The following is a 25,306-nucleotide window of genomic DNA, read 5'->3' as shown; positions in this document are numbered from 1 at the left end:
GGCGCCGTTTTCAGCTTGTTCAGTTCCGATTAAAGAACGTGAACAGAAGCAGTGTTGGTGGTGCCGCTCGGTACCAGGGCACCGGAGACCATGACAACCACGTCACCCTTCAGACCCATGCCGCTGGCCAGCGCCGCTTCTTTACCGATGCGATAGAAATCGTCGGTGGAGGCGATGCTGTCAACCACGTGAGCAACCACACCCTTGGTCAGTACCAGCTGGGCAGCGGTCTTCTTGTTGGTGGTGATGGCCAGGATCCAGGCTTTCGGGAAGTACTTGCGGATGGCCTTGGCAGACTTGCCGCCTTCGGTGGCAACCACGATCAGCGGGGCGTCCAGCTTCTCGGAGGTCTCTACCGCACCTTTGCAGACCGCTTCGGTGATGCGCAGCTTGTTGCTGTCGTTGGCAGCAGACAGGTTGGACGGCATCACGGCATCGGTACGCTCGCAGATGGTGGCCATGATGGTCACGGCTTCCAGCGGGTATTTGCCCTTGGCGGACTCACCGGACAGCATCACTGCGTCGGTACCGTCCAGGATGGCGTTGGCCACGTCGCCGGCTTCGGCGCGGGTCGGACGCGGGTTCTTGATCATGGAGTCCAGCATCTGGGTGGCGGTGATGACCACTTTGCGGGCTTTGTTGCACTTCTCGATGATCATCTTCTGGGCGAAGATCACTTCTTCAACCGGAATTTCTACACCCATGTCGCCACGAGCAACCATGATGCCGTCGGAGACAGCCAGGATCTCGTCGAAGTTGTCCAGGCCTTCCTGGTTTTCGATCTTGGAGATGATCTGGATGTTCTCGCCACCGTGGGCTTTCAGGTGCTCACGGATTTCCAGCACGTCTTCTTTCTTGCGAATGAAGGAAGCGGCAACGAAATCAACGCCTTGCTCGCAACCGAAGATCAGGTCGCGCTTGTCTTTCTCGGCCAGGGCCGGCAGCTTGATGGAGACGCCCGGCAGGTTGATGCCCTTGTTCTCGCCCAGATCGCCGTTGTTCAGTACTTTACAGATGACTTCGCGCTCGGTGATCTCGATGACGTCCAGACCGATCAGGCCATCGTCAACCAGGATGCGGTTGCCGACGCGCAGGTCGTTGGCGAAACCGGCATAGGTCACGGCTACTTTGTCTTTGTTGCCAACCACGGTCTGGTCGGTGGTGAAGGTGAAGGTCTGGCCAGCGACCAGGGCAACGTCGTTGCCGCCTTCCAGCTTGATGGTACGGATTTCCGGACCCTTGGTGTCCAGCAGAATGGCTGCGTGCTTGCCGGTTTCGGCCATGACAGCGCGCAGGTTGCTGATGCGACCACCGTGCTCGGCGTAGTCGCCGTGGGAGAAGTTCAGGCGCATGACGTTCATGCCGGCGTCCAGCATCTTGGCCAGCATTTCTTTGGATTCGGTCTTGGGACCGATGGTGCAGACGATTTTGGTCTTTTTCATGTCAGTCTTCATGGTTAAGGAGTTTCCGCCGTGCAATATACACCAGTTTTTGGATACTTTTTATGATCCAGAAACAACGTTTTGACCAGATAACGTTTTCTTTTCAGGGATAACGTTTTCCTCTTGGCTACTTTTTAGGGCATAAATTAACTGGTCCGCGTAGATTTGGCATAAATGTCGCCATATGTATCTCGGCGCCGGCCCGCCTCGTCAGATGTTGTAAAATGACGATCCCGTCCCGTCATCAAGCTGTCATCGGTCCTCGACAATAATAGACACTCTGCTGCCACCGGAATGCCGCAAGATGGCCCCTTATCTGTTGCTGTTGTCCGTTGCCCTGCTGGGCGTGCAGGCGCTGCCCGCCAGTTGCTGGCCGGCGGATCCCGCACCCCGCGATGGCGCGCTGCGCACCTTCGAGCGCCTTGAAATGCACCAGTCCCATGCTGCCACGGTCCGTGCGCAGCAAGGCTTGCCGCGCCCGACCCCTCCGCTTAACGGGGAGCATCGGCAGCCCTGAGTGGCAGATGCAGAGACGAAAAGAGGGAGGCCTGGCCTCCCTCTTGTTTTCGGTGCGTCACCTCGTCTTGGCGGCTCAGTTTATCTTGCCCATCTCGATGGCGAAGCTGGTGGCCAGCTGGGCGAACTTGAGGGCGTGGGCAGCCGAGGGATCAGAGTTCTGCAAGGTATCCTGGGCGGTGTGGATGTTGGGGTTGTAGTCGTTGAAGCGCGACTCGAACGGCATGGCGGCCGGGTAGCCCTGATTGTGCCAGGAGGCGTGATCCGAGCAGCCGTAACCGCAGCTGTCATAGCCGTAGCGGATCTGGGGCAGATAGGTGTCCAGCAGCTGGGCCAGATAGCCGGTCAGCCCCTTGTCGGTGTAGTCGGTCATGAAGACGATGTCTTGTGCCGAGCCCTGGTAGTTGGTCATGTCCAGCTGCAGCGCCGCCAGCACCTTGGTGTTAGCCGCCTTGTATCGGGTGGCGATGTCCTTGGAGCCGCGCAGCCCGACCTCTTCTGCCGCATAGCCGATGAACTGCAGGGTGCGCTCCGGCTGGCGGCCCTGCTCGGCGATGACCCGCAGCACCTCGGTCAGGGTAGCGATGCCGGAGGCATCGTCATCGGCGCCGGGGGCCAGGGTGCGGCTGTTGGGGGCCGAGCCCGCGGTGGAGTCGAGGTGACCGCCGAGCACCACCACTTCGTCCGGGTAGCGGCTGCCCTTGAGGGTCAGCACCACGGATTGTTGCGGATAGCCGCTGTGCTTGACCCGGCTGACGCTGGCCCAGGGCAGGGCCGCGCTCAGGGTCTGCCACTGGCCGGCCACCCAGTCCGCCGACTGCACCCCTGTGGTGGTGGTGTAGTAGCGGTTGCGCCAGCTGGCGAGCTGGCTGATGGTGCCGACTATGTTGCCCTGATCCAGATAGGGCAGCAGCCGGTTGACGCTGGCCCCCTGGGTCAGCGGCGGGGCGCTGAACAGGTTCTGGCTGATGGGCTGGGCCATGCTCTGCAGGGCGTCGGCCAGGGTGCTGTGCACCACATAGCCGCCGCAGCGCTGGTGCCCTTCGTGCATCAGGTGGGAGAGGGTGCCAAGCTCGCTCGCCTCGACCTGGGCCAGCTGAACCGGGGCGCCGCTGGCGCTGAACAGGGGGGCCAGTTTGGCCTTGACCTGTTTGAGCTCAACGCCGCTGTCGGCACCGACCGTGATCCAGACGGGCTCGGCGGCCTGTACGGCGAGGGGCAGCAGGGGAAGCAAGAGGGCGGTCAACAAGGGTTTCATAGCGGATCCTTCCAGATTGAGTTGCAGGCATGTGTGCCAAGTGGGTGTCATAAGACGACTGGCCCAGTCTAGCCAAGGTGGCTGACTGGCGAATTTGCCCATCTGGCGCGACCCTACCCCCGTCCGGTGGGGGCCGCTGCAGGATCTGCTGTCTACTGCGCCCCGCTGGGGGTAACCGCTGGAGCTTTGTGCTGGCGAGGGGAAGCTGCGCAGCGTGCCCGCCGCAGAGGCGGCGTGCGGCCCTGACCTGGGGGGCTGACAAAGGGAGTCAAATTGTGCCATATCGGCGCGAGACGCCGGCGAGAATGGGTGGGGAAGCGGTGGGTGCTCAAAAGCGCGGGTGGACAAAGAGGCATAAAAAAGAGGGGCCAAGGCCCCTCTTTTCCACTGGATGTTCACTGGATGGCGGTTTATGCGGTGGCCTGGGCCAGCATGCCGAGGGCTATCTCCCGCTCGCCCATGATCACCTTGTCCGCTCCCTGCTTGGTGAGGAAGCTTACCTCGTCGTCGCTGTGGGCGCGGGCGATCACCCGGAGCGCCGGGTTGATGAGCTTGGCCTGGGCGATGGCCTCGCCGGCCTCGAAGCTGTTGGGGATGGCCACCAGCAGCCAGCTGGCGTCGGTGATGGCGGCGCGGCACAGCACCTCGTCATCTGCCACGTTGCCGTTGACGTGGGGAATGTCGGCCTGGCGCAAACTCTCTAGCCGGTGCGGATCCTGCTCGATCACCACCAGCTCGCGCCCGGCCTGCTGCAGGCCATTCACCAGCAGGCGGCCGACCCGGCCATAGCCCACCAGTATGGTGTGGGCCTTCATCTCCACCGCCGGGCACTTGCACTCGGCCAGCATCTTGGCGTTGTCGGCGTCCGGGTGTTTCTCCAGGTAGCGCTCGACGGCGTTGAACACCAGCGGGTTGAGCATGATGGAGAGGCTGGCACCCACCAGGATCAGGTCGCGGGCCCCTTCCGGCACCAGCTTGAGCACGATGGCCAGCCCGATGAGGATGAAGGAGAACTCGCCGATCTGGGCCAGGCTGGCGGAGATGGTGAGGGCGGTGCGCCGGCTGTAGCGGAACAGCCGCACGATGGCGTAAGCCGCCGCCGACTTGCCGAACATGATGATGAACAGGGTGGCCAGCACCGCCAGCGGCTCGGTCAGCAGCACCGCCGGGTTGAACAGCATGCCCACCGAGACGAAGAACAGCACGGCGAAGGCGTCTTGCAGCGGCAGGGTATTGTTGGCGGCGCGGTGGCTCAGCTCGGAGCGGTTCATGACGATGCCGGTGAAGAAGGCGGCGAGGGCGAAGGAGACGCCAAACAGTTTGACCGCGCCAAAGGCGATGCCGAGCGAGCAGGTCAGTACCGCCAGGGTGAACAGCTCGCGCGAGCCGGTGCTGGCGGTGTGGGCCAGTAGCCAGGGGATGAAGCGGCTGCCCACCACCATCATCAGCGCCACGAACAGGCTCACCTTGCCGAGGGTCCAGCCCAGATCCAGCGCTATGCTCTGCCAGCTCAGGGCCTGCTCGCCGAACTGGATGTCGGCGATGATCGGCAGCATCACCAGTGCCAGCACCATCACCAGATCCTCGACGATGAGCCAGCCGATAGCGATGCGCCCCTGCAGGGTTTCCAGATTCTGGCGGCTCTCCAGCGCCCGCAGCAGCACCACGGTACTGGCGGTGGAGAGGGCGAGGCCGAACATCAGGCCGGCGACCGGATCCCAGCCCAGCAGGGAGGAGAGCCCCATGCCTAGCAAGGTGGCGACGGCGATCTGAGCAATGGCGCCGGGGATGGCGATGCGTTTCACCGACATCAGATCACGGAAGGAGAAATGCAGCCCCACTCCGAACATCAGCAGGATCACCCCCAGCTCCGCCAGCTCGGGCACCAGCTTCATGTCGGCCACATACCCCGGGGTGAAGGGGCCCGAGATGACGCCGGCCGCCAGATAACCCACCATGGGGGAGATCTTGAGGCGCTGGGCCAGCATGCCGAGGATGTAGGCCAGCACGAAGCCGCCGACCAGGGTGGTAATCAGGGGAAGGGAGTGGTCCATGTCGTCACCTCGCTAATGGCAGTCAGGGGGCTACCAGATCACCGCGCGGACGAAGAGGGCAGCTGTCAATGAGCAGGGGGCGAAAGAGACAGATGCTGGTCCCGTGCACGGGGCGTGTCAGAGGGACAACAGTTGCCGTTTCTGTTGAAAAATAATACGTTTTTGGTGAAAAAGCAATGTTTATCCACATTTAAAGATTATTTTGCTATTTAAAGTGGATAAGTTGTGTTTTTAAGGTGAGTGGTGCGGCTTTTATTAGCCAGGCTTGGCAACATTAATCAATCGGTGATGATTTTTGTGGCCAGGGCGAACGGATCCTGGACTCACAAAAAAAGCGGCCGACCGGCCGCTTCGTTGCATTCAGAGCTGGGGGCAGACCCCGGGTTCAATGACCCTTGGCGATCCCCTCCCGGCGCGGATCTGCTGCGCCCAGCCAGCCGCCGGTGTTGCGCTGCACGCCCTGCAGGCCCGAGGTCTGCTCGCTCAGCACCACCTCGTGCCCCTTCGCCTTGAGCGCCTCTACCACTGCGGCCGGGGTGCGGCCAGCCTCCAGCTCGGTGGGGCCGTTGCGACTGCCGAAATTGGGCAGGTTGATGGCCTGCTGCAGGTCGAGCCCCCAATCCTGGGTGCCGAGCAGCGCCTTGCCCACGTAGTTGATGATGGCGGAGCCCCCCGGCGAGCCCAGGCTCATCTCCAGCTCACCGCTGCCCTTGTCAAACACCAGCAGAGGGGACATGGAGGAGCGCGGCCGTTTGCCCGGCTCCACTCGGTTGGCCACCGGCAGCCCGGCGGCGTCCAGCGAGGTGAAAGAGAAGTCGGTGAGCTGGTTGTTGAGCAGGTAGCCGTTGACCATCAGCCGCGAGCCGAAGCCATCTTCGATGGAGCTGGTCATGGAGACCGCCATCCCCGCCTTGTCGACGATGGAGACGTGGCTGGTGGAGGGGAGCTCCGGGGTGGCATCCTGGCCGCGAGCCGGCGCCAGTGGCGGGGTGCCCGCTTTGGCCAGTCCCATGGAGCGCTCGCCGATGAGGGCGCCGCGCCGAGCCAGATAGTGCTTGTCGAGCAGGCCGCTGACGGGGACCGCCACATAATCGCTGTCCGCCACGTACTGGTTGCGATCGGCAAAGGCGAGCCGCGCCGCCTCGCTGTAGAGGTGGATCGCTTCGGCGGAGGCGGCCGGCTGGCCCTGCTCACCTTGTACCGGCTTGAGGGCCGCCATGTCGCGGCTCTCCAGCATGCCGAAGATCTGGCCGAGGGCGATGGTGCCGGACGAGGGTGCCGGGAAGCCGCACACCCGGCTCTGGCGATAGTCAAAGCAGAGGCCATCGTGCAGCCTGGCACGATAGCTGGCGAGATCGACCGCGCTCAGCACCCCGGGGTTGGTCGGGTGGGCGTGCACCTTGGCCACCATGGCCTCGGCCAGCGGGCCGTGATAGAAGGCGTCCGGCCCCTGGCTTGCCAGGGTTCGCAGCACCTTGGCCAGGGCCGGGTTGGTCAGTCGGGTTCCCGCCGCTTTGGGGCTGCCGTCGGCCTGATAGAAGTAGGCCCGCGCATCCGGGTCCTTGGCAAGGTAAGGGTCCTTGGCCAGCAGCGCGGCCAGCCGCGGGCTTATCACGAATCCCTGCTCCGCGAGGGCGATGGCGGGCTCGAACAGCGCAGCCCAGGGCAGCTTGCCGTAACGCTGGTGGGCCAGCGCCAGCGCCCGCACCGTGCCGGGGGCGCCCACCGAGCGCCCGCCCACCACGCCGTCGTAGAAGGCCATCGGCTTGCCATCCTTCATGAACAGCTGATCGGTGGCGGCGGCGGGGGCCGTCTCGCGGCCATCCACCGCCGCAACTTTCTGGCCATCCCACACCAGCATGAGGGAGCCGCCGCCGATGCCGGAGGATTGCGGCTCCACCAGGGTCAACACCAGCTGCACCGCGATGGCGGCGTCCACCGCGCTGCCGCCGGCCTGGATCATCTGGTAGCCTGCCTCCACCGCCAGCGGGTTGGCGGCGGCCACCATGAAGTCGCGGCCTTGCCAGCCCTGCTTGTCCTGCCAGCCGCTGGCGGCCTCCGGCGCGATCAGGGTGTGGGCGGGGGGCGCTTGCAGGCTCTGCTGAGCGGCGCAGCCGGCCAGCAGAGCGAGGGCGATGGCCAGCCCCAGTGGTTTGCGCAACATGACACTCTCCTTGTCTGTTTTATGAGCATGAGTGGGGGACTATGTCACGATTGGCGCTAATGACTCAAGTTGTTGAACCAGATCAACAAGTTACTCATCTATCAACAAGTCGCACTGGGCACATGCCCATAAAAAAAACCGCCCGGAGGCGGTTTTTTTGCAATCAGGCTGAGCCAGTTCGCTTAGATGGACTGCTCTTCACCACCCAGGGCGGCAAACAGGGCCGGGATGAACTGGGCCAGCTCGGCGGTGACCAGGGCGAAGTCGGCATCCAGACGGGCGGCCGGATCTTCGCTGGTGACGTCATCGTTCTGCTCGCGCAGCTCTTCGCTGAATTTCAGGCGCTTGATGGAGAGATCGTCCCCCAGCACGAAACTCAGGGTTTCGCCCCAGTTGAGGGCCAGCTTGGTGACCAGCTTGTCGTTGGCCAGGTGGTTCTTGATCTCGTCCGTCATCAGATCCTGCTGCTTGCAGCGGATGATGCCACCGTGCTCCATGGCGCTGCGCAGCTCGGCCTCGTCCTCCAGGGTGAAGGAGGCGGGCAGGTTGCCCTCGTTCAGCCACTCGGTCATGGTGATCTCGGGCGGGTTCTTGAGGGCCACCGGCACCACCGGCAGGGTGCCGATGGATTTGCGCAGCAGGGCCAGCAGGTCGTCCGCCTTCTTGGCGGAGCCCGCGTCCACCACCATCAGGTTGTCGGCCGGATTGATCCAGGCGAAGGTCTGGCTGGTGCGGCTGAAGGCGCGCGGCAGCAGGGTGTGGAGGATCTCCTCCTTGAGCGCTTCCTTCTCTTTCTTCTTGAGGGCGCGGCCCTGCTCGAACTCGATCGCTTCTACCTTCTCCGCCAGCATCTCCTTGACCACGGTGCCGGGCAGCATCTTCTCTTCCTTGCGGGCACAGATGAGGATGTGGCCGGCGGCGGAGTGGGTCAGGGTGGAGCCGAATTTGCCAAGGGGCTTGACCCACCCGAACCGGGAGATGTCCTGGCTGCCGCACGGGGTGAAGGCACAGGCTTCCAGCTGGGTTTCCAGCTGCTCGACGGTCAGCTCGAAGGGGCGGGTAAAGCGATAAATCTGCAGGTTTTTAAACCACATGGCGTCCTCGGTCTCATAGATTGTCCGGCGGGCATTGTACTAGAGAGGCGCTTTGTGATCAGCCAATCATTCTTGTTAAATAAAGGGCGATCGACTTCACAGGGAGTCATATTCGTCCCCAAAGCCGTCATCAAACTCCCCTAGACTGCGGATGTTCAGGTTGTTAACAAGGATACCAATATGTTGAGGGCGAGTCGGTCCGACGACATGGACGAGATCGTCGAAATCTGGTTGCTGGCCTCCCTGCAGGCCCACGACTTTGTCGATGCCTCCTGCTGGTGGCAGGCCCAGGAAGATCTGCGCACCCGCTATCTCGATCACGCCCGCATCTGGGTGTTCGAGGAGCGCGGCGAGCTGCTCGGTTTCATGGCGCTGGTGGATGACTACCTGGCGGCCCTGTTCGTGCGCCCCGACCGCCAGGGGCGGGGGTGGGCCATGCCCTGCTGCAGGAGGCCAAATCCAAGGGGGCCCGACTGCACGCGCGGGTGTTCGTGGAAAACGATCTGGCGGTGCGCTTTTATCGTCGCCACGGTTTCGTGATCGAGGGGGAGGTGGCCGATCCCCTCACCGGCCATCCCCAGTACCAGATGTGCTGCGAGCCCGCCTGAATCTGCCGGCCACGCCGGGTATGGCTTGAAAAAGGGGAGGCATATCCTCATCTTGTCTGCATCGGGTGCCGCTGACACCTCCTCCATACGAGCCGTTTTTCATGAAGATCCTGCATACCGCCGACTGGCATCTTGGCCATCAACTCCATGGCCACGATCGCCGTTTTGAACACGATGCCTTTCTCGACTGGCTGACCGACACCATCAAGCGCCGCGACATCGACGCCTTGCTGGTGGCGGGCGATCTGTTCGATACCGCCAACCCTCCCGCCAGCGCCTGGCAGCAGCTCTACCGCTTTCTGGCGCGGCTGCGCGCCGAGCACCCGGCACTGGATATGGTGCTGATCGGCGGCAACCACGATTCTCCTTCCAAGCTGGATGCCCCCCACGAGCTGCTGCGCGCCTTCGACCTGCATCTGGTGGGCAGCATCAGCCGGGACGACGAAGGGCGTCTCGAGACCGAGCGCCTGCTGGTGCCGCTGCGAGGCAAGGATGGCGAAGTGGCCGCCTGGTGCGCCGCCGTGCCGTTTCTGCGCAGCAGCGATCTGCGCCCCGACGGGCTCAACGAGGGGCAGGACAGACTCATCGAAGGGGTACGCCAGGTCTATGAGGCGGTGCTGAGCGAGGGGCGTGCGCGCTGCCATCCGGATCAGGCCCTCATCGCCATGGGCCACGCCTATCTGGCGGCGGGTCAGCTCTCCGAGCTATCCGAGCGGCGGGTGCTCGGCGGCAACCAGCATGCTCTGCCTGCCGAGCTGTTTGCCGCCGCCGACTACACGGCGCTGGGTCACCTGCACCTGGCGCAGAGCCCGGCCGAGGGGGTGCACTACAGCGGCTCGCCGCTGCCGCTCTCGCTGGCCGAGGCGAACTACAACCATCAGGTGCTGGAGGTGACGTTTGAGGGGGGCAAGCTGACCCGGCTTGAGCGGATCCCGGTGCCCCGTGCGGTGGAGATGATCCGGCTGCCCCAGAGCGGCCTCGACGAGGCGCTCCGGGCCATCGAGGCGCTGGACCTGCCTGCTTGCCCGCAGCAGGCCCAGCCCTTCCTCGAGGTGCGGCTGCTGCTGCCCAAACCCGAGGCCCGCATCCGCGAGCGCGTGCTGGCCGCCATCGGTGACAAGCCGGTGCGCCTTGCCCGCATCACGACCAGTTATCAGGGCTCGGGCCAGGGGCTGGCGGATGGTGCCGGCCAGCGCCGGCTCGATGAGCTCTCCCCCACCGAGGTGTTTCGCCTCTGCTATCAGCGTCAGTTCGACGGGGAGCCGGAGGCCGAATTGGTGGCGTCGTTTGAAGAGATCCTGGAGCAGGTGAAGGAGTCTAGCCAATGAAAATCTTGTTGCTGTCAGGGGAGAATCTGGCCAGCCTGACCGGCCCCTTTACCATCGACTTTGCCGGTGGTGCCCTGGGGGCCGCCGGCCTGTTTGCCATCACCGGCAATACCCGGGCTGATGGGGGCAAGAGCACGTGCGATATCGGGTCGGTATGGATGGAGGCGTGTGGCGTATGAAGATCCTCTCTTTGAGTGGTGAGAACCTCGCCAGCCTGACCGGTCAATTCACCATCGATTTTGCCGGTGGCGCCCTGGGGGCCGCCGGCCTGTTTGCCATCACCGGCAATACCGGCGCGGGCAAGAGTACCCTGCTCGATGCCATCTGTCTGGCACTCTACGACGAGATGCCGCGCTTTATCGCCAATCGCAAGAACGTCGCCGAAGTGGGCCGCATGGATGACGAGGAGAAGCTCAAGGCCAACGACGTGCGCGGCATCCTCAGCCGCGGCCACGCCAGCGGTTTTGCCGAGGTGCAGTTTCGCGGCTGTGACGGCCGCATCTGGCTGGCCCGCTGGGCGGTGCGCCGGGCCCGCAACCGCGCCGAGGGGCGCTTTCAGGCCCAGGAGCGCAGCCTGACCGACGTGGCGTCGGGCCAGGTGTTCAGTGGCAGCAAGCGGGAGCTGCAGGATCGCATCGACGAGCTGGTGGGGCTCTCCTGGGAGCAGTTTCGCCGCGCCGTCATCCTGCCGCAGGGGGAGTTTGCCGCCTTCCTCAAGTCGAGCGCCGACGAGCGTTCGGCCCTGCTCGAACGGATGACCGGCACCGAGCTCTACTCCGCCATTTCGATTCAGACCCATGAGCGGGCGCGGGAGGAGCAGCAGAAACAGGCTGCCATCAGCCAGCGGCTCGGTGACGTGGCGCTGATGGACGAGGCGACCCGCGAGCAGTGGGTGAGCCAGCAGGTCAGCCTCGCCACCAGCCTCAAGCACGAGCAGCAGCAACAGCAGCTGATGCAGGACTTGCGCGATCTCAACGGCCGTATCGCTGCCCAGTTTCAGGCCTGTCAGGAGGGAGAGGAGGCCCTTGCCGCGGCCGAGGCGGCCCACGCTGCGGCCGCCCCCGAGCGCGAGGAGTTCGTCCGCGCCGAGCAGGCCCAGGTGGCCCGCGCGGATCACGACGAACTGGCTCGCCTCACCCTGGAGGTGCAACAGCAGGAGAAGGCGCTGGCCGAGCTTGGTCCTGAACTTGGCAAGCTGGAGGAGAAGACCCAGCAGAGCGCCCTCAGCGAACAACAGCTGCTGGCGGAGAAGATCGCCGCCGAGCGCGAGTGGGGCGCCCTGCAGCCCGATCTCAAACGGGCGCAGGAGCTCGACACCCGCATTCGGGAAAAGCAGCAGCAACTGCAGAAGATCCAGCAGGAGGGGGCGCAGGAGCGGGAGGTGCAGCTCACCCTGGAGCAGGGCTGGCGCCAGCAGTGCCAGCAGGTGGAGCAGCTCAAGGGCCAGCACCAGCAGTGGGGTGCCTGGCTTGAGGAGCACAAGGAGCTGGCGCCGGTGGCCCGCCAGTGGCAGCCCCTGCTCACCGCCATGCAGGATTGGGCCGAGGATGCCGACAGGCTGCAGCAACTGCTCACCCTGCGCGAACACAAGCTGCGCGCCCTCAGGCAGTTGCAGCACCAGCTGGAACAGGGGCAGCAGGAGCGCGACTATTGGCAGCGCGAGCAGGCGCGACTGCAGCAGCAACAGCACGAGCTGCAGGAGCAGCAGTGGGAGGGGCGTCTGGCCAAGGCGCAGGAGCAGTGGCAAGGGCAGACTGAGCAGCTGGGCCAGCTGCGCCAGCTGTTGGAGCTGGCGGACTATGGCCGCAATCACGGTGAGCAGCATGGTCGCCTGCAGCAGGAGATCGTCCAGCTGGAGCAGGCGCTCGGCAAGCTGGCCATCCTCGGCGACGAGCTGACGCCGGCCCGCGAGCGGCTCGCCCTGCAACGGGACGAGGCGCGTCACGCACTGGAACAGTCCCGTGCCATCGCCAGTTTCGAGCAGCATCGCCATATCCTGCGCGACGGTGAACCTTGCCCGCTCTGCGGCGCCGAGGAGCACCCCTATCACCAGAGTCAGCCACAGGTGGCGGGCATTCTGGGGCAGCTGGCGGAGCGCGTCCGCAGCCTCGAGCTCGAGTGGGAGCGGCTCAATCACCAATACATTCAGTGCGAGAGTGAACGCCAGGAGCTGGCCCGCCAGCTGGCGGTGCGTCAGCAACATCTACCTGAGCTGGAGACGCGCGCCGAGCAGCTGACCCAGCGCTGGCAGCAGCTCGGCGGTGCCGAGCTGCTGGGCCATCCGTTGCCGCTACGTCAGAGCCCGATTGAGTGGAACGAATTGATGAGTACCCTGCTCGGTCGCGGCCAGAGTCTGGAGCAGGGGCTGGTCCGCAGCCAGCAGCAACTGCGCGAGGCCCAGCAGGGGCAGCAGCAGTTGCAGGCCGTGCGCCAGCAGCTGAGTCAGCTGGCCAGCCAGCACCAGCAGTTCGAGCAGCAGTGGCAGGAGGCCGACCGCCAGCGCATCGCCCTGGAAGGGGAGGTGAAGGGGATGGGCGAGCAGGAAACGACCCTGCGCCAGCGCCTTGAGCAGGGGGGCAGCCGGCTCGACGAGCAGATGGGAGGCCAGCCCTGGCGTCAGTGGCTGGGCAGCCAGCAGTGGCATGAGTGGCAGCGGGCCTGCGAGGCCTGGCTGCACGGCCAGAGCGAGTGGGAGCGGCTGACCGGCGAGATTGCCAGCCTCACCCCGGCCCTGAGCGCCCAGGAGGCACGCCTGCAGACCCAGCGCGAGCTGCTGCACAAGCTCGAGCGCGACTACAAGGAGCACGAACAGCAACGGCAGGGGCTGGTCACCAGCCGCGCTGCCTGTCTGGGGGGAGGAGATTGCCCTGGTCGAGAGCCGCTGGCAGCAGCGGCTGCAGCAACTGGCCGGCGAGCTGGAGACGATGCAGGGGGCGGCGCGCGCCCTGCGCGAGCGTCAGACCGAGCTCAAGACCCGTCTCAGCCATTTGGAGCAGGAGAAGCAGGTGAGCAGCCGGCGGCGACGGGAGGTGCTTGGGCGCTGGGCTGCCCACGCCAGCAGCCTCGGCATCGCCGAATATGACCTGCGCCGCCTGCTGGCCATGAGCCCGGATGAGCTCAAGGGGCGCCGCGCCGCCTTGCAGGCGCTGGAGGATGCCCGCGCTGAGGCGCGCACCCGTTTGACCGAGCGGCAGCGGGCGCTGGCGCTGGAGGAGAGCAAGCGGGATCGTTACCGCGAGCACCACCCCGAGCTGGCCACGTTGGCGCCACAGGAGCTCGACAGCCGGCTGACGGCGCTGGAGGCGCACTGCCGCGCTCTCGACGAGCAGCTGTTCCAGTGCAAGAGCACGCTGGCCCAGGCCGAGGCGGCGGCCCTCAAGGCGGGCACCTTGCAGGAGGAGCTGGCTGCCCAGCAGGCGGTGGCGGATCATTGGCAGCGGCTCTCCGATCTCATTGGTTCGGCCAGCGGCGCCAAGCTGCGCACCTTCGCCCAGAGCCTCACCCTGGAGCGGCTGCTGCTGGAGGCCAACTCCCAGCTCGCCGAGCTCTCCCCCGCTATCGGCTGGAGCGGGTGCCCGGCACCGATCTGGCGCTGCAGGTGGTGGATCTCGACATGGGGGATGAGGTGCGTTCGGTGGATTCCCTCTCCGGCGGTGAAAGCTTCCTGGTATCGCTGGCGCTGGCGCTGGCCCTCTCCAGCCTGTCGTCGCGCCAGACCCAGGTCGAATCGCTGTTTATCGACGAAGGCTTCGGCACGCTTGATCCCGACAGCCTGGATCTGGCGCTCTCCAGTCTCGACTCCCTGCAGGCGGCCGCCGCCAGATCGGGGTCATCTCCCACGTGCAGACCCTGGTGGAGCGGATCGGTGTGCAGGTGCGGGTGGAGGCCCTCGGTGGCGGTGAAAGCCGGGTGGTGTTGCCCTGAGCCCTGCTTGGGTTTACGGATGAATCGCTGCCCCGCCTTCTGGCGGGGCTTTTTTGTTTCAGTGTTTCGGCAATCTGGTCGCTTGAGCTAGGTCCATGCCCGCGTATCGCGGGAAACGAGAGTGAGGGGTTGACCCCGGTCTTGCATCCATCTGCCCGCAAGAGGGAATGGTCAATGACATTGATGCCTGAAAGGATCCTGGCTCGCATCGCGATGCGGCCACGCAGTGACGCGCTTTATCTCATCTGGTTCTGCTGGGGCCTGGCGTTGCTGCTCTATGTGGCGGGATCTGCATATTACAAATTACCCATAGTGCCATTGCTACTGATGGTGCTGCTGTTGATGGTGGAGAAAACCAAGATGTTTGGACGAAAGCGCAATGAGTCTGAGATGGTCGGGACGGGGAGCACGACCACGGTGATCGCCAAGGGGGCCCGTTTCAAGGGCGAGTTGCAGGTGGAGGGCAATTTGGATGTGTATGGCCAGTTCGTCGGGACGCTGCAACTGAACGGCGGGACGGTACGCATCATGGAAGACGGCCGGATTGAAGGGGATGTCAGCGCCGCCCACGTGATCATCAATGGCACTCTGGATGGCACCTGTGCCTCGAGCGAGGTGGAGATCCTCGAAAACGGCAAGATGAAGGGGTTGTTCAAGGGCGGGAGCCTCTCCATCCGCAAGGGAGGCCAGTTTGTCGGCCAGTCCCAGTCTCAGGAAGAGCAGAAGGGCGAGAGCAAGGGCAACGTCAAGCAACTGCAGCCTGAAGGTAAAAACAAGGCTGTCGATGCTGCCGAGGTGGTGGCCAAACAGGCCTGATCAAAAGAGGGGCGAGTACGCCCCTCTTTGCTGGCAAGGGATCAACTGCGCCGCTCGGGCAGCATATTGGTCAGGGTGTTGTCCTTGAGCACATGGTGGTGGTAGATGGCTGCCGCCGCGTGCAGGGCAATCAGGGCATAGCCAATGTTGGCCAGCGTCTCGTGCAACTCCTTGATGGTGCCCTTCAGGCCGTCGTCGGGGGCGATGAGGGCGGGGAGCGCCAGGCCGAAGAAGGGGATGGGCTTGCCGCCCGCACTCAGCAGCAGCCAGCCCAGCAGCGGAGTGAGGATCAGGAAGCCATAGAGCGCCAGGTGGGCGAGCTTGGCCAGCGTGAGCATCAGGGGGGAGAGCTCGGGCACGATACGCGGTGAAGGGCTACCCACGCGCACCAGCAGGCGCACGACCACCAGCGCCAGGATCAGCAGACCCACCATGAAGTGAAACTCCTTCATCAGGTCGCGGCCGCCGACCCTTTGGGGAAGATGTCCCTGAACTCCATCAGCGCATAGACGGCGATCATCAGCAGCAGGGTCAACCAGTGCAGCCCTATGCTCAGGCTGCCATAACGTTGTTCGGTATTTTTCAACATGCTCATATCCTTCTCGGGGCTCGCATTGCATCAAGGGTGGTCGCATCGGGCATCCTGCCCCCGCACCATTCTCTCTCATGTTACCGCGCAGATGTGTCAAAACCTTGATCTCGGTGTGTTTTTTAACATCTTATTTGCAACTCGCCCGACACACTCTGTGCCGAGTCTATGCTTCTGATCAACAGGGCCATGCCGGCCAGGGTGGTGAGGGGTTGCATCATGAAGCATCTGAGAGTGGGCGTGCTGGCAGGCTTGATGCTGCTGGCCATGCTGTTGGGGATGACAGGGGGTGATGAGGAGCAGCTGGCTGCGGCAGAACCTGGCCGACCGACTCATTTTTCAGCCTATCTTGGTTTGTTGCCGGGGCTCATCGATTCCAACGGCACCGGTCCCTTCGTCGACCTGGTCAAGGCCATCGCCGGGCTGGATGACGGGGTGGAGGTGAGCGTGATGGTCTACCCCATGTCCCGTGCCACTCGAAGCGTGGTGGTGGGGGAGGCGGACTTCAATCTGCCGGCGCTGCGCAATCCCTACATCGACGAGTCCATGCTGCCCTATCGCTTCAGCTCGGCGAGCTTTGGCAAGGTGACCCACGTGCTCTACAGCAACAGTGCGGCGCCCATTACTCCCGCCATGGTACTGGGCTACGAGTACACCAAGCGGGATCTGCTCATCGAGGGGGTGACCGACTTCTGGCCCTTCTCGGTCAAGCGCTCCCTCTCGCTCGAGCAATCCCTCGGCAAGCTGAGCCGGGGCCGTATCGATGCCTTTCTGTGGGCGCAGGAGGAGGCGGATTTCACCCTGCGCAAGATGGGGCTGACCAATATCCACCGGGTCTATTTCGGCGAGTTTGACGATGTGTTCATCATCCCCAAGGGGCCGAAAGGGGATGTGGTCGATCGTTTCCTGAGCCAGTCCATCGAGCGGCTCAGGGCCTCCGGTCAGCTCGACAAGATCTACTCCGGCATTCATGGCCCCTATCAGGAGTGGCAACCGGGAGAAAATGCTGCGACCAAGGCGGTCAGAGCCGCACAATGAGCGCTTTACCCGCGATCAGCGCTCACTTAACTTTGAACGATACCTTGGTAAGGGAGTTACCTTGAACATCACCGATCCTGTGATCCTGACCGAGCTGCAGCAGATCCTATTTCGCTCCTTCGACGTGATCCCGTTTCCGATCCTGATTTCGGAATCCGCCTGCAGCGAGACGCTGGGCAGCATACCCACCCGACTGTCGGAGATCCCGGCCCGCCATCACAGGTTCGTGAACCGGGCCTTCGTGACTCAGCTGGGCTACGACCTGACGGATCTGCCTGACATGGCCAGCTGGTTTGCCACCGTCTATCGCGATGAAGAGAGCAGGGCCCAGGCGATTGAGCGCTGGAACCAGGCGGTGATGACCAGCCTGGCCAACGGCGCGGCGGTGGCCGAGATGAACGCCTGTCTCTACTGCAAGAGTGGCCAGCAGCGCTGGTTTACCATCACGGCCCAGCTGACGGCCGATGCCATGCCGGGTTGGCACATAGTGACGCTGCGCGACATCCACGACCTGCACTGCATGATCGAGGAGGTGAGCCGGCTCTCCTGCACCGATCCGCTGACCGAGCTCGGCAACCGGCGTGCTGCCGGGCAGCAGTTGCAGGCGCTCTGGCTGCAGGGGGAGCCCTTCTCGGTGATCCTGTGCGATATCGACCACTTCAAGCAGATCAATGATCGCTATGGCCATCCCGCCGGAGATGCGGCGTTGTGCGAGGTGGCCCGCATCATGACGCGGCAACTGCAGCCCGCAGAGCATCTGGCCCGCTGGGGCGGGGAGGAGTTCCTGTTGATCTTGCCAGGAGTGGACGCCGAACAGGTGGTCGAGCGAGCCGAACTGTTGCGCCGGCAGTTTGTCGGCCATGCTGTGGGTTGGCAAGGAGAGTACTTCTCCCTGACGGTGAGTCTGGGTTGTGCCACCCAGGAGGAGGGACAGGGCATCGACAGCCTGCTGCAGGTGGCGGACAAGGCGCTCTACCAGGCCAAGAGCAACGGCCGCAACCGGGTGGTATTTGGCAGGCCCTAGCCGGAAAACGCCCATAAAAAAACCGAAGCCAAGGCTTCGGTTTTTTTATTGCAGCGGCGGGCGCTCGGCCCATGCGGCCTTATTTCTTGATGCGGATCACCGGGGTCTCGCCCACGGTCACGGCACCAGTCATCTTCACCAGCTCTTTGATCTCGTCCATGTTGGAGATGACCACCGGAGTCAGGGTAGATTTGGCTTTGGCTTCCAGAACGGCCAGATCGAACTCGATGATGGTGTCACCGCGCTTGACCTGTTGACCTTCTTGGGCGATGCGCTTGAAGCCTTCACCTTTCAGTTCAACGGTGTCGATACCGAAGTGAACGAACAGCTCGATACCTGAGTCGGATTCCAGCGAGAACGCGTGGTTGGTCTCGAAGATCTTGCCGATGGTGCCGTCGCACGGAGCAACCATCTTGTTGCCAGCCGGCTTGATGGCGATACCGTCGCCGACGATCTTCTCGGCGAAGACTACGTCGGGTACATCTTCGATCGGTACGATTTCGCCTGACAGCGGGGCAAAGATTTCGATGCCGCCGGTATCAGAACTGTCATCGGAAACCAGTTTCTTCAGTTTATCAAACAGACCCATAGTAAAAGCTCCTAGAGATGATTGTCGCTGTTTGCAGCCGATCTTAGCAGACTGCCTTCTGCTTAATAAAGTTATCTACACAGGCTTCGATTTCGGCGGCGGTGGCAAAGCTCAGCGCTTGATCAGCCATGGCCTTCACATCTTCGAAGTTGGTGTTGCGGATAAGCTTCTTGATACGCGGTACAGAGATGGCGCTCATGGAGAACTCATCCAGACCCATACCCAGCAGCAGCAGGGTGGCACGCTCGTCACCAGCCAGTTCACCACACATACCGGTCCACTTGCCTTCGGCATGGGATGCATCGATAACCATCTTGATCAGCGTCAGGACGGAGGGTGACAGCGGGTTGTACATGGCGGAAATCATCTCGTTACCACGGTCGACAGCCAGGGTGTACTGGGTCAGGTCGTTGGTACCGATACTGAAGAAATCCACTTCCTTGGCCAGATGATGAGCCATCACGGCAGCAGCCGGGGTCTCGATCATGATACCCACTTCGATGGATTCATCAAAGGCTTTGCCTTCGGCACGCAGTTCGGCTTTCAGCGTCTCTACGGTAGCCTTCAGGCTGCGGAACTCTTCGACAGAGATGATCATCGGGAACATGATGCGCAGTTTGCCAAAGGCAGACGCACGCAGGATGGCCCGCAGCTGGGCATGCATGATGTCGGCGCGATCGAAGAAGATCCGCACGGCACGCCAGCCCAGGAAGGGGTTCATCTCTTTCGGGAAATTCATGTAGGGCAGTTCTTTGTCGCCGCCGATGTCCATGGTGCGCACGATGATCGGCTGATCCGGCATCGCTTCGGCCACTTCTTTGTAGGCTTTGAACTGCTCGTCTTCGGTCGGCAGCGCGTCACGGTCCATGAACAGGAACTCGGTACGGTACAGACCCACGCCTTCGGCGCCGTTGCGGATGGCACCTTCGGTATCCTTGACGGTACCGATGTTGGCGCACACTTCGACCTGATGGCCATCGAGGGTGATGGCAGGCAGATCTTTGAGCTTGGCCAGTTCATCTTTCTCTGCCTGGAACTGGGCCTGGAATTGCTTGGCTTCGTTCAGCTGTTCGGCAGTCGGATTGATGATGATCTGGTTGTTGATCGCGTCCAGCACCAGCACGTCACCATTCTTGACGCGCTCGGTGATGTCGTTGGTGCCCACGATGGCCGGCAGCTCCAGGGAGCGGGCCATGATGGAGGTGTGGGAAGTACGGCCACCGATGTCGGTAACGAAACCCAGCACATATTTCAGGTTGATCTGAGCAGTTTCGGACGGGGTCAGGTCTTTGGCGACCAGGATCACCTCTTCGTCGATGGTGCTCAGGTTGACAACGGCGATGCCCAGTACGTTCTTGACCAGACGGGTACCGATGTCACGGAAGTCGGTTGCGCGCTCGCGCAGATAAGGGTCGTCCAGCTCGGCCATCATCTTGGCGTACTGTTCGATCACCTCGTAGATGGCCTTGTCAGCGGTGGCCTTGTTGTCTTTGATGAAGGATCTGATATCCCCTTCCAGCTCTTCATCTTCGAGCAGCATGATGTGGCCTTCGAAGATGGCCTCTTTTTCTTCACCGAAGGTGCGACCGGCCATCTCTTTGATGGCTTCCAGCTGTGCGGCTGACTTGGTGCGGGCTTCGAGGAAGCGGTTGATTTCGGCATCAATCTGTTCGGCAGCAATTTTGCCCTGATTGATAACGATTTCATCTTCTTTCAGAAGAAGCGCCTTGCCGAATGCGATACCGGGGGACGCAAGAATGCCAGATATCATAATCCTTCCTATTAAAACGACTGTGGGGGAGGAATAAAGCTGGATTACTCCAGCTCGTCCATCAGGGCAACCAGCTTCTCAACGGCTTTCTGAGCGTCCGGGCCGTCGGCCTGGATGGTCACGTTGGTGCCTTTGGTCAGGCCCAGGGTCTGCAGCTTGAACAGGCTCTTGGCGCTGGCGGATTTGCCACCGGAGACCACAGTGATCTCGCTTTGGAATTCTTTGGCTTCTTTCACGAACTGAGCTGCCGGACGGGTGTGCAGGCCGTTTTCAGCAGTAATAACAACAGACTTCTCGTACATGGTTTCACCCCATATTATTGATATTTTTTGGTGTGAGGGACGCTTTTGACGCTTCCTTCTCGCACCGTGTCAGTATGGATATGTTGTAAAGTAACGAAATCAGACCTGCAATGGTTTAATCCAGGTCAATTTTCTGTGCAGTATTCGGTGTTTGCCTCAACTCTTTTCCGTTATCGCTCTACAAGCCGCGTCAATGCTGGCTTGACATTATTTTATAACGAAAAATAACACTTTGTTACTTTATGATACCTAGTCGGCAAACACCTCGTGACGCGGCACAGGATATGAGATTTATCACAGAATGTCTGCTTTTTTTGTCGCTGGGTTGCTTGTTATTTTACCCCGAAAAATAAGGGGTCGACTGGCGCTGCCAAGTGCTCAGTCTAGCCCATAAAGAAACGGCGCTCCTGGGAGCGCCGTTGTTTTGAAATAATCCGATCACTTATTGCTGCAGTTCCTGCTCGCTGAACACCCCGGCAAACAGAGCGCTGGAGAGGTAACGTTCGGCGGCGCTCGGCAGAATGACGACGATGGTCTTGTCGGCAAACTCCGGCAGTTCGGCGAGGCGGGCTGCGGCCACCACGGCGGCGCCTGAGCTGATCCCGGCCAGGATCCCTTCCTCTTCCATCAGGCGGCGAGCCATCTCGATGGCATCATCGCTGCTCACCTGCTCGACGCGGTCCAGCAGGGTCAGGTCCAGGTTGCCCGGGATGAAGCCAGCACCGATACCCTGGATCTTGTGGGGACCGGGTTTGATTTCAAGACCGGCCAGACGCTGGCTGATCACCGGCGATTCGCTCGGCTCGACGGCGACGGAGACAACCGCCTTGCCCTTGGTCTGTTTCAGGTAGCGGGAGACACCCGTGATGGTGCCGCCGGTGCCGACGCCAGCCACAAAGACATCCACCTGACCATCGGTGGCATCCCAGATCTCGGGGCCAGTGGTCTTCTCGTGGATTTCCGGGTTGGCGGGGTTTTCAAACTGTTGCAGCAGCACGTATTTGCCCGGCTCGGATTCGAGGATCTCGTTGGCCTTGGCAATGGCCCCCTTCATGCCGAGCGGCCCTTCGGTCAGCACCAGATTGGCGCCGAGTGCCTTGAGCAGTTTGCGGCGCTCCAGGCTCATGGTGGCCGGCATGGTCAGGGTGATGGGATAGCCACGGGCGGCGGCCACGAAGGCCAGAGCAATACCCGTGTTACCGCTGGTGGGTTCGATGATCTCCTTGCCCTTGGTCAGGACGCCGCGTTTCTCGGCATCCCAGATCAGGTTGGCGCCGATACGGCACTTGACGCTGAAGCTTGGGTTACGGCTCTCAATCTTGGCCAGCACGCGGCCCTTGGTAACACGGTTGAGACGAACCAGCGGGGTGTGACCTATGGTCTGGCTGTTGTCCTCAAAAATTTTGCTCATGGTGCTATCCCTGTTTGTTACGGCGATGAAACAAGATTACCCTGTGGTTTCTGAATGAGAAGTGACGATTTGTTATAACAATATGTTATTACAAGATATAGAGCTTATTCTTTCTTATTGAGGCCTCGATCTCAAAAAGGTCTCTCATCGTCAAAGGAATGGACGTTATGGGATTTGCAGGAAGCGATCGCTATCTCGCCTCTGAATCGCTCAAGATGGCGGTCAATGCCGCCATCTTGCTGGAAAAGCCCTTGCTTATCAAAGGGGAACCCGGCACAGGCAAGACCGAGCTGGCTGAAGCGGTGGCTCGCCATCTGGGCACCGAGCTGATTGCCTGGCACATCAAATCCACTACCAAGGCCCAGCAGGGACTCTATGAATACGATGCGGTGGCCAGGCTGCGTGACTCCCAGCTTGGCGACCCCAGGGTAGGGGAGATCAGCCACTACATCCGTCGGGGCAAGCTGTGGCAGGCTTTCACCGCCGACCAGCGCCCGGTGCTGCTCATCGATGAAATCGACAAGGCGGACATCGAGTTCCCCAACGATCTGCTGCAGGAGCTGGATCGGATGGAGTTCGACGTCTACGAGACCGGCGAGCGCATCAAGGCCCTGCAGCGCCCCGTGGTCATCACCACCTCCAACAATGAGAAGGAGTTGCCGGATGCCTTCCTGCGCCGCTGCTTCTTCCACTACATCCGCTTCCCCGACAAGGCCGAGATGCAGGCCATCGTCAAGCTCCACTACCCAAACCTCAAGGAGAGCTTGCTCGGTGAGGCGATGGATCTCTTCTTCGAGCTGCGCGAGGTAGAGGGGCTGCGCAAGAAGCCGTCCACCTCGGAGCTCTTGGACTGGATCCGGCTGCTGTTGGCCGACGATATCGCCCCCGAGGCGATGCGCACCCGCGAGCCGGGCAAACTGGTGCCTGCCCTCTATGGCGCCCTGCTCAAGACCGAGCAGGACCTGCATCTCTTTGAGAAGCTCGCTTTTCTGGCCAGACGCGGCAGCTGACCCATGCTGATCGACTTTTTTACCCATCTGCGCCGTCACAAGCTCCCCTGCAGCCTGCGCGAATTGCTGGACTTGCACGCGGCGCTGGCAGCCCGGCTGGCCAGCCTCGACATGGACGAGTTCTACCAGCTCTCCCGCTGCCTGCTGGTGAAAGACGAGGCTCACTATGATCGCTTCGATCGCGCCTTCGCCGAGTATTACGAAGGGTTGGCCGCCATCCCCCTGTTACCGGAGAGCCTGCCCGAGGAGTGGTTGCGCCAGGAGTTCGAGCGGCTATTGAGCGCCGAGGAGAAGGCGTTGCTCACATCCCTCGGCGGGCTCGACCAGCTGCTGGAGACCCTAAACCAGCGCTTGAACGAGCAGAAGGAGCGCCACGCCGGCGGCAACAAATGGGTAGGTACCGGCGGCAGCAGCCCGTTCGGCCACGGCGGTTTTCACCCGGAAGGGATCCGCATGGGGGGAGAGGGCCAGCATGGCAAGGCGGTCAAGGTGTGGGAGGCAAGGCATTACCGCAACTTCAGCGACGACTCGCCGCTCGGCCAGCGGGCCATTCAGCTGGCGCTGCGCAAGCTCAGGCGCTGGGTGCGCCGGGGCAATCCCGACGAGCTGGATCTCGACGACACCATCCAGAGCACGGCCAGACAGGGCTGGCTCGATGTGAAGCTCAGGCCCGAGCGCCACAACGGGGTCAAGCTGCTGGTCTTCTTCGATGTGGGGGGCTCCATGGATGCCCACGTGGCCGAGGTGCAGCGCCTCTTCTCGGCCCTGCGCCACGAGTTCAAGCATCTGGAGTACTTCTACTTTCACAACTGTCTCTACGACTTCGTCTGGCAGGACAACGCCCGCCGGCACGAGGCGCGCTTCGATACCCTGCGCCTGCTGCGCACCTACGGCAGCGACTACAAGGTGATCCTGGTGGGGGATGCCACCATGGGCCCCTACGAGATCACCTGGCCTGGCGGCAGCGTCGAGTATTGGAATGAGGAGGCCGGTCAGGTGTGGCTGGCCCGCCTGCAGCAGCACTTTCCAAAGCTGGTGTGGATCAACCCCACCCCGCGCCGGGAGTGGCTCTGGCACCCCTCCATCAAGCTGATGAACGAATTGATCGGCGGGCGCATGCACCCGCTGACCCTGGCGGGTCTGGCTGCGGCCATCGACCAGCTGTGACCCTCTCTACCCGAACAGACCAACAAGCCGGGAGTGAACCCGGCGAGGAGCAAAGATGACCTCTATCGTGATCAGTGGCTCAGGCCTTTATACCCCTCCCTTTGCCGTCAGCAATGAAGCGCTGGTGGCCGCCTTCAACCAGTACGTGGATCTCTACAACGAGGAGAACGCCTCCGCCATCGACGCCGGCCAGTTGCCCGCCAAGCAGCACTCGAGCAGTGAGTTCATCGAGAAGGCCTCCGGCATCAAGAGCCGCTATCTGGTGAGCAAGGAGGGGGTGCTGGATCCCGACATCATGCAGCCGCTGCTGCCTGAGCGGCCCGATGACAAGCCCTCCATTATGGTGGAGATGGCGGTGGCCGCCGCCGAGCAGGCGCTGATCGCCGCCGGTCGCGAGCCCGGCGAGATCGATCTGGTGATTGTCGCCGCCTCCAACATGCCGCGCCCCTATCCGGCCCTCTCCATCGAGCTGCAGCACTATCTGGGGGCGGGCGGTATGGCGTTCGACATGAACGTGGCCTGCTCCTCCGCCACCTTCGGCATCAAGACCGCCGCAGACATGCTGGCGGCCGGCAGCGCCAAACTGGCGCTGGTGGTCAATCCGGAGATCTGCTCGGGGCACCTCAACTTCCGCGATCGGGACAGCCACTTCATCTTCGGCGACGCCTGTACCGCCGTGCTGCTGGAGCGGGAAGCCGATTGCCAGGCGGCCAACCCCTGGCAACTGGTGGCCAGCAAGCTGGTGACCCAGTACTCCAACAATATCCGCAACAACTTCGGCTTCCTGAACCGACTCAGCCCGCGCACCCGCTACGGCGACGACAAGCTGTTCCGCCAGCAGGGGCGCAAGGTGTTCAAGGAGGTGCTGCCGCTGGTGTGCGACCAGATCGCCAACCAACTCGACGAGCAGGGCTGGCCGGCGGACTCCCTGAGCCGGCTCTGGCTCCACCAGGCGAATCTGACCATGAACCAGTTCATCGCCCGCAAGCTGCTCGGCCACGATGCCAGCCAGCAGGAGGCACCGGTCATTCTCGACAGCTACGGCAACACCAGCTCGGCGGGTTCCATTGTTGCGTTCCATCTGTACAATCGCGACCTTTCCGCGGGGGCCCGCGGCGTGCTCTGCTCGTTTGGCGCCGGCTACTCGATCGGGAGCCTGCTGTTGCGGCGCCTGTGAGGGGCGGGGTCATCTCCCCGCCAT

The 25,306-nt window shown here is 62.5% G+C and carries 17 protein-coding genes and 4 pseudogenes; 11 read left to right on the top strand and 10 right to left on the bottom strand.

All coding sequences use genetic code 11. The annotated features are described in order from the left end of the window. Positions 1–29 precede the first annotated feature (29 nt). Positions 30–1,442 carry a pyruvate kinase PykF gene (pykF, locus tag ACPDZI_RS15085; RefSeq protein ID WP_010633307.1) on the bottom strand — a complete coding sequence of 471 codons (1,413 nt, stop codon included), beginning with the start codon at positions 1,440–1,442 and terminating at the stop codon, positions 30–32. 304 nt (positions 1,443–1,746) lie between these two features. Here pykF and ACPDZI_RS15080 point away from each other — a divergent pair, with 304 nt between their 5' ends. Beyond that, positions 1,747–1,959: a hypothetical protein gene (locus tag ACPDZI_RS15080; RefSeq protein WP_438833406.1), complete on the top strand. Its 213-nt coding sequence runs from the start codon at positions 1,747–1,749 to the stop codon at positions 1,957–1,959. Positions 1,960–2,034: 75 nt separating this feature from the next. On the opposite strand, the gene ACPDZI_RS15075 is transcribed toward ACPDZI_RS15080, so the two are convergent. The 4 genes from ACPDZI_RS15075 to rdgC form a co-directional block, all read right to left on the bottom strand. After that, positions 2,035–3,216 carry a M28 family metallopeptidase gene (locus tag ACPDZI_RS15075; protein WP_438833405.1) on the bottom strand — a complete coding sequence of 394 codons (1,182 nt, stop codon included), beginning with the start codon at positions 3,214–3,216 and terminating at the stop codon, positions 2,035–2,037. Between the two features lie 410 nt (positions 3,217–3,626). After that, positions 3,627–5,270, bottom strand: coding sequence for a YbaL family putative K(+) efflux transporter (gene ybaL / locus ACPDZI_RS15070; RefSeq protein ID WP_438833404.1), 1,644 nt, complete (start codon positions 5,268–5,270; stop codon positions 3,627–3,629). 385 nt (positions 5,271–5,655) lie between these two features. Next, a complete protein-coding gene (ggt, locus tag ACPDZI_RS15065; RefSeq protein ID WP_438833403.1) occupies positions 5,656–7,434 on the bottom strand; it encodes a gamma-glutamyltransferase in 1,779 nt (592 codons plus the stop codon). Positions 7,435–7,616: 182 nt separating this feature from the next. Then, entirely contained in the window at positions 7,617–8,528 is a 912-nt protein-coding gene (gene rdgC, locus ACPDZI_RS15060; protein ID WP_011706841.1) for a recombination-associated protein RdgC, read from the bottom strand. A gap of 180 nt (positions 8,529–8,708) precedes the next feature. Between rdgC and ACPDZI_RS15055 the strand changes: the two are divergent. The 5 genes and pseudogenes from ACPDZI_RS15055 to ACPDZI_RS15035 all read left to right on the top strand — a co-directional run bounded on the left by ACPDZI_RS15055 (position 8,709) and on the right by ACPDZI_RS15035 (position 15,204). After that, positions 8,709–9,136, top strand: a pseudogene (locus ACPDZI_RS15055) (GNAT family N-acetyltransferase). Between the two features lie 101 nt (positions 9,137–9,237). Beyond that, positions 9,238–10,464, top strand: coding sequence for an exonuclease SbcCD subunit D C-terminal domain-containing protein (locus tag ACPDZI_RS15050; protein WP_438833402.1), 1,227 nt, complete (start codon positions 9,238–9,240; stop codon positions 10,462–10,464). After that, positions 10,461–10,601, top strand: a pseudogene (locus ACPDZI_RS15045) (exonuclease SbcC); the annotation flags it as partial. The gene ACPDZI_RS15050 and the pseudogene ACPDZI_RS15045, both read left to right, overlap by 4 nt. Positions 10,602–10,639: 38 nt before the next feature. Beyond that, positions 10,640–14,388 (top strand): annotated as a pseudogene (locus ACPDZI_RS15040) (AAA family ATPase). 174 nt (positions 14,389–14,562) lie between these two features. After that, positions 14,563–15,204 (top strand): bactofilin family protein, encoded by a 642-nt coding sequence (locus ACPDZI_RS15035; protein ID WP_438833401.1) that lies wholly within the window; start codon positions 14,563–14,565, stop codon positions 15,202–15,204. A 41-nt stretch (positions 15,205–15,245) separates the two neighbouring features. Here ACPDZI_RS15035 and ACPDZI_RS15030 read toward each other — a convergent pair. Next, positions 15,246–15,793, bottom strand: a pseudogene (locus ACPDZI_RS15030) (cytochrome b). A gap of 219 nt (positions 15,794–16,012) precedes the next feature. On the opposite strand from ACPDZI_RS15030, the gene ACPDZI_RS15025 reads away from it, so the two are divergent. Both ACPDZI_RS15025 and ACPDZI_RS15020 read left to right on the top strand, forming a co-directional pair. Beyond that, positions 16,013–16,831, top strand: a complete 819-nt coding sequence (locus tag ACPDZI_RS15025; protein ID WP_257703052.1) for an ABC transporter substrate-binding protein — start codon at positions 16,013–16,015, stop codon at positions 16,829–16,831. Positions 16,832–16,892: 61 nt separating this feature from the next. Next, positions 16,893–17,855 carry a diguanylate cyclase domain-containing protein gene (locus ACPDZI_RS15020; protein WP_438833400.1) on the top strand — a complete coding sequence of 321 codons (963 nt, stop codon included), beginning with the start codon at positions 16,893–16,895 and terminating at the stop codon, positions 17,853–17,855. 79 nt (positions 17,856–17,934) lie between these two features. On the opposite strand, the gene crr is transcribed toward ACPDZI_RS15020, so the two are convergent. The 4 genes from crr to cysK all read right to left on the bottom strand — a co-directional run bounded on the left by crr (position 17,935) and on the right by cysK (position 21,928). After that, positions 17,935–18,444 carry a PTS glucose transporter subunit IIA gene (gene crr, locus ACPDZI_RS15015; RefSeq protein ID WP_005303134.1) on the bottom strand — a complete coding sequence of 170 codons (510 nt, stop codon included), beginning with the start codon at positions 18,442–18,444 and terminating at the stop codon, positions 17,935–17,937. Between the two features lie 43 nt (positions 18,445–18,487). Continuing rightward, the gene (ptsI, locus tag ACPDZI_RS15010) at positions 18,488–20,215 is read right to left on the bottom strand and encodes a phosphoenolpyruvate-protein phosphotransferase PtsI (RefSeq protein WP_011706834.1); all 1,728 of its coding nucleotides are present in this window, start codon (positions 20,213–20,215) and stop codon (positions 18,488–18,490) included. Between the two features lie 44 nt (positions 20,216–20,259). Beyond that, positions 20,260–20,517 (bottom strand): HPr family phosphocarrier protein, encoded by a 258-nt coding sequence (locus ACPDZI_RS15005; protein ID WP_005303128.1) that lies wholly within the window; start codon positions 20,515–20,517, stop codon positions 20,260–20,262. Positions 20,518–20,959: 442 nt separating this feature from the next. Beyond that, positions 20,960–21,928, bottom strand: coding sequence for a cysteine synthase A (gene cysK / locus ACPDZI_RS15000; protein WP_042871008.1), 969 nt, complete (start codon positions 21,926–21,928; stop codon positions 20,960–20,962). A gap of 167 nt (positions 21,929–22,095) precedes the next feature. On the opposite strand from cysK, the gene ACPDZI_RS14995 reads away from it, so the two are divergent. From ACPDZI_RS14995 to ACPDZI_RS14985, 3 genes are read left to right on the top strand one after another with little or no spacing between them, the layout of a single operon-like run. After that, on the top strand, positions 22,096–22,938 hold the full coding sequence (locus ACPDZI_RS14995) for an AAA family ATPase (protein WP_438833399.1): 843 nt from the start codon (positions 22,096–22,098) through the stop codon (positions 22,936–22,938). Between the two features lie 3 nt (positions 22,939–22,941). Further along, the gene (locus ACPDZI_RS14990) at positions 22,942–24,105 is read left to right on the top strand and encodes a vWA domain-containing protein (protein ID WP_268029362.1); all 1,164 of its coding nucleotides are present in this window, start codon (positions 22,942–22,944) and stop codon (positions 24,103–24,105) included. A 55-nt stretch (positions 24,106–24,160) separates the two neighbouring features. Then, complete coding sequence (locus ACPDZI_RS14985) at positions 24,161–25,282, top strand: beta-ketoacyl-ACP synthase III (protein WP_438833398.1); 1,122 nt, start codon at positions 24,161–24,163, stop codon at positions 25,280–25,282. Positions 25,283–25,306: the final 24 nt, after the last annotated feature.

Origin of the sequence: Aeromonas oralensis, assembly GCF_049665575.1 — a bacterium.
Lineage (GTDB): Bacteria > Pseudomonadota > Gammaproteobacteria > Enterobacterales > Aeromonadaceae > Aeromonas > Aeromonas hydrophila.
This window is presented reverse-complemented; position numbering and strand designations above follow the sequence as displayed.

Excerpts from the sequence above, each read along its gene's own strand:
- pykF (WP_010633307.1), bottom strand. The coding sequence starts at position 1,442 with ATGAAAAAGACCAAAATCGTCTGCACCATCGGTCCCAAGACCGAATCC.
- ACPDZI_RS15080 (WP_438833406.1), top strand. The coding sequence starts at position 1,747 with ATGGCCCCTTATCTGTTGCTGTTGTCCGTTGCCCTGCTGGGCGTGCAG.
- ACPDZI_RS15075 (WP_438833405.1), bottom strand. The coding sequence starts at position 3,216 with ATGAAACCCTTGTTGACCGCCCTCTTGCTTCCCCTGCTGCCCCTCGCC.
- ybaL (WP_438833404.1), bottom strand. The coding sequence starts at position 5,270 with ATGGACCACTCCCTTCCCCTGATTACCACCCTGGTCGGCGGCTTCGTG.
- ggt (WP_438833403.1), bottom strand. The coding sequence starts at position 7,434 with ATGTTGCGCAAACCACTGGGGCTGGCCATCGCCCTCGCTCTGCTGGCC.
- rdgC (WP_011706841.1), bottom strand. The coding sequence starts at position 8,528 with ATGTGGTTTAAAAACCTGCAGATTTATCGCTTTACCCGCCCCTTCGAG.
- ACPDZI_RS15050 (WP_438833402.1), top strand. The coding sequence starts at position 9,238 with ATGAAGATCCTGCATACCGCCGACTGGCATCTTGGCCATCAACTCCAT.
- ACPDZI_RS15035 (WP_438833401.1), top strand. The coding sequence starts at position 14,563 with ATGACATTGATGCCTGAAAGGATCCTGGCTCGCATCGCGATGCGGCCA.
- ACPDZI_RS15025 (WP_257703052.1), top strand. The coding sequence starts at position 16,013 with ATGAAGCATCTGAGAGTGGGCGTGCTGGCAGGCTTGATGCTGCTGGCC.
- crr (WP_005303134.1), bottom strand. The coding sequence starts at position 18,444 with ATGGGTCTGTTTGATAAACTGAAGAAACTGGTTTCCGATGACAGTTCT.
- ptsI (WP_011706834.1), bottom strand. The coding sequence starts at position 20,215 with ATGATATCTGGCATTCTTGCGTCCCCCGGTATCGCATTCGGCAAGGCG.
- ACPDZI_RS15005 (WP_005303128.1), bottom strand. The coding sequence starts at position 20,517 with ATGTACGAGAAGTCTGTTGTTATTACTGCTGAAAACGGCCTGCACACC.
- cysK (WP_042871008.1), bottom strand. The coding sequence starts at position 21,928 with ATGAGCAAAATTTTTGAGGACAACAGCCAGACCATAGGTCACACCCCG.
- ACPDZI_RS14995 (WP_438833399.1), top strand. The coding sequence starts at position 22,096 with ATGGGATTTGCAGGAAGCGATCGCTATCTCGCCTCTGAATCGCTCAAG.
- ACPDZI_RS14990 (WP_268029362.1), top strand. The coding sequence starts at position 22,942 with ATGCTGATCGACTTTTTTACCCATCTGCGCCGTCACAAGCTCCCCTGC.
- ACPDZI_RS14985 (WP_438833398.1), top strand. The coding sequence starts at position 24,161 with ATGACCTCTATCGTGATCAGTGGCTCAGGCCTTTATACCCCTCCCTTT.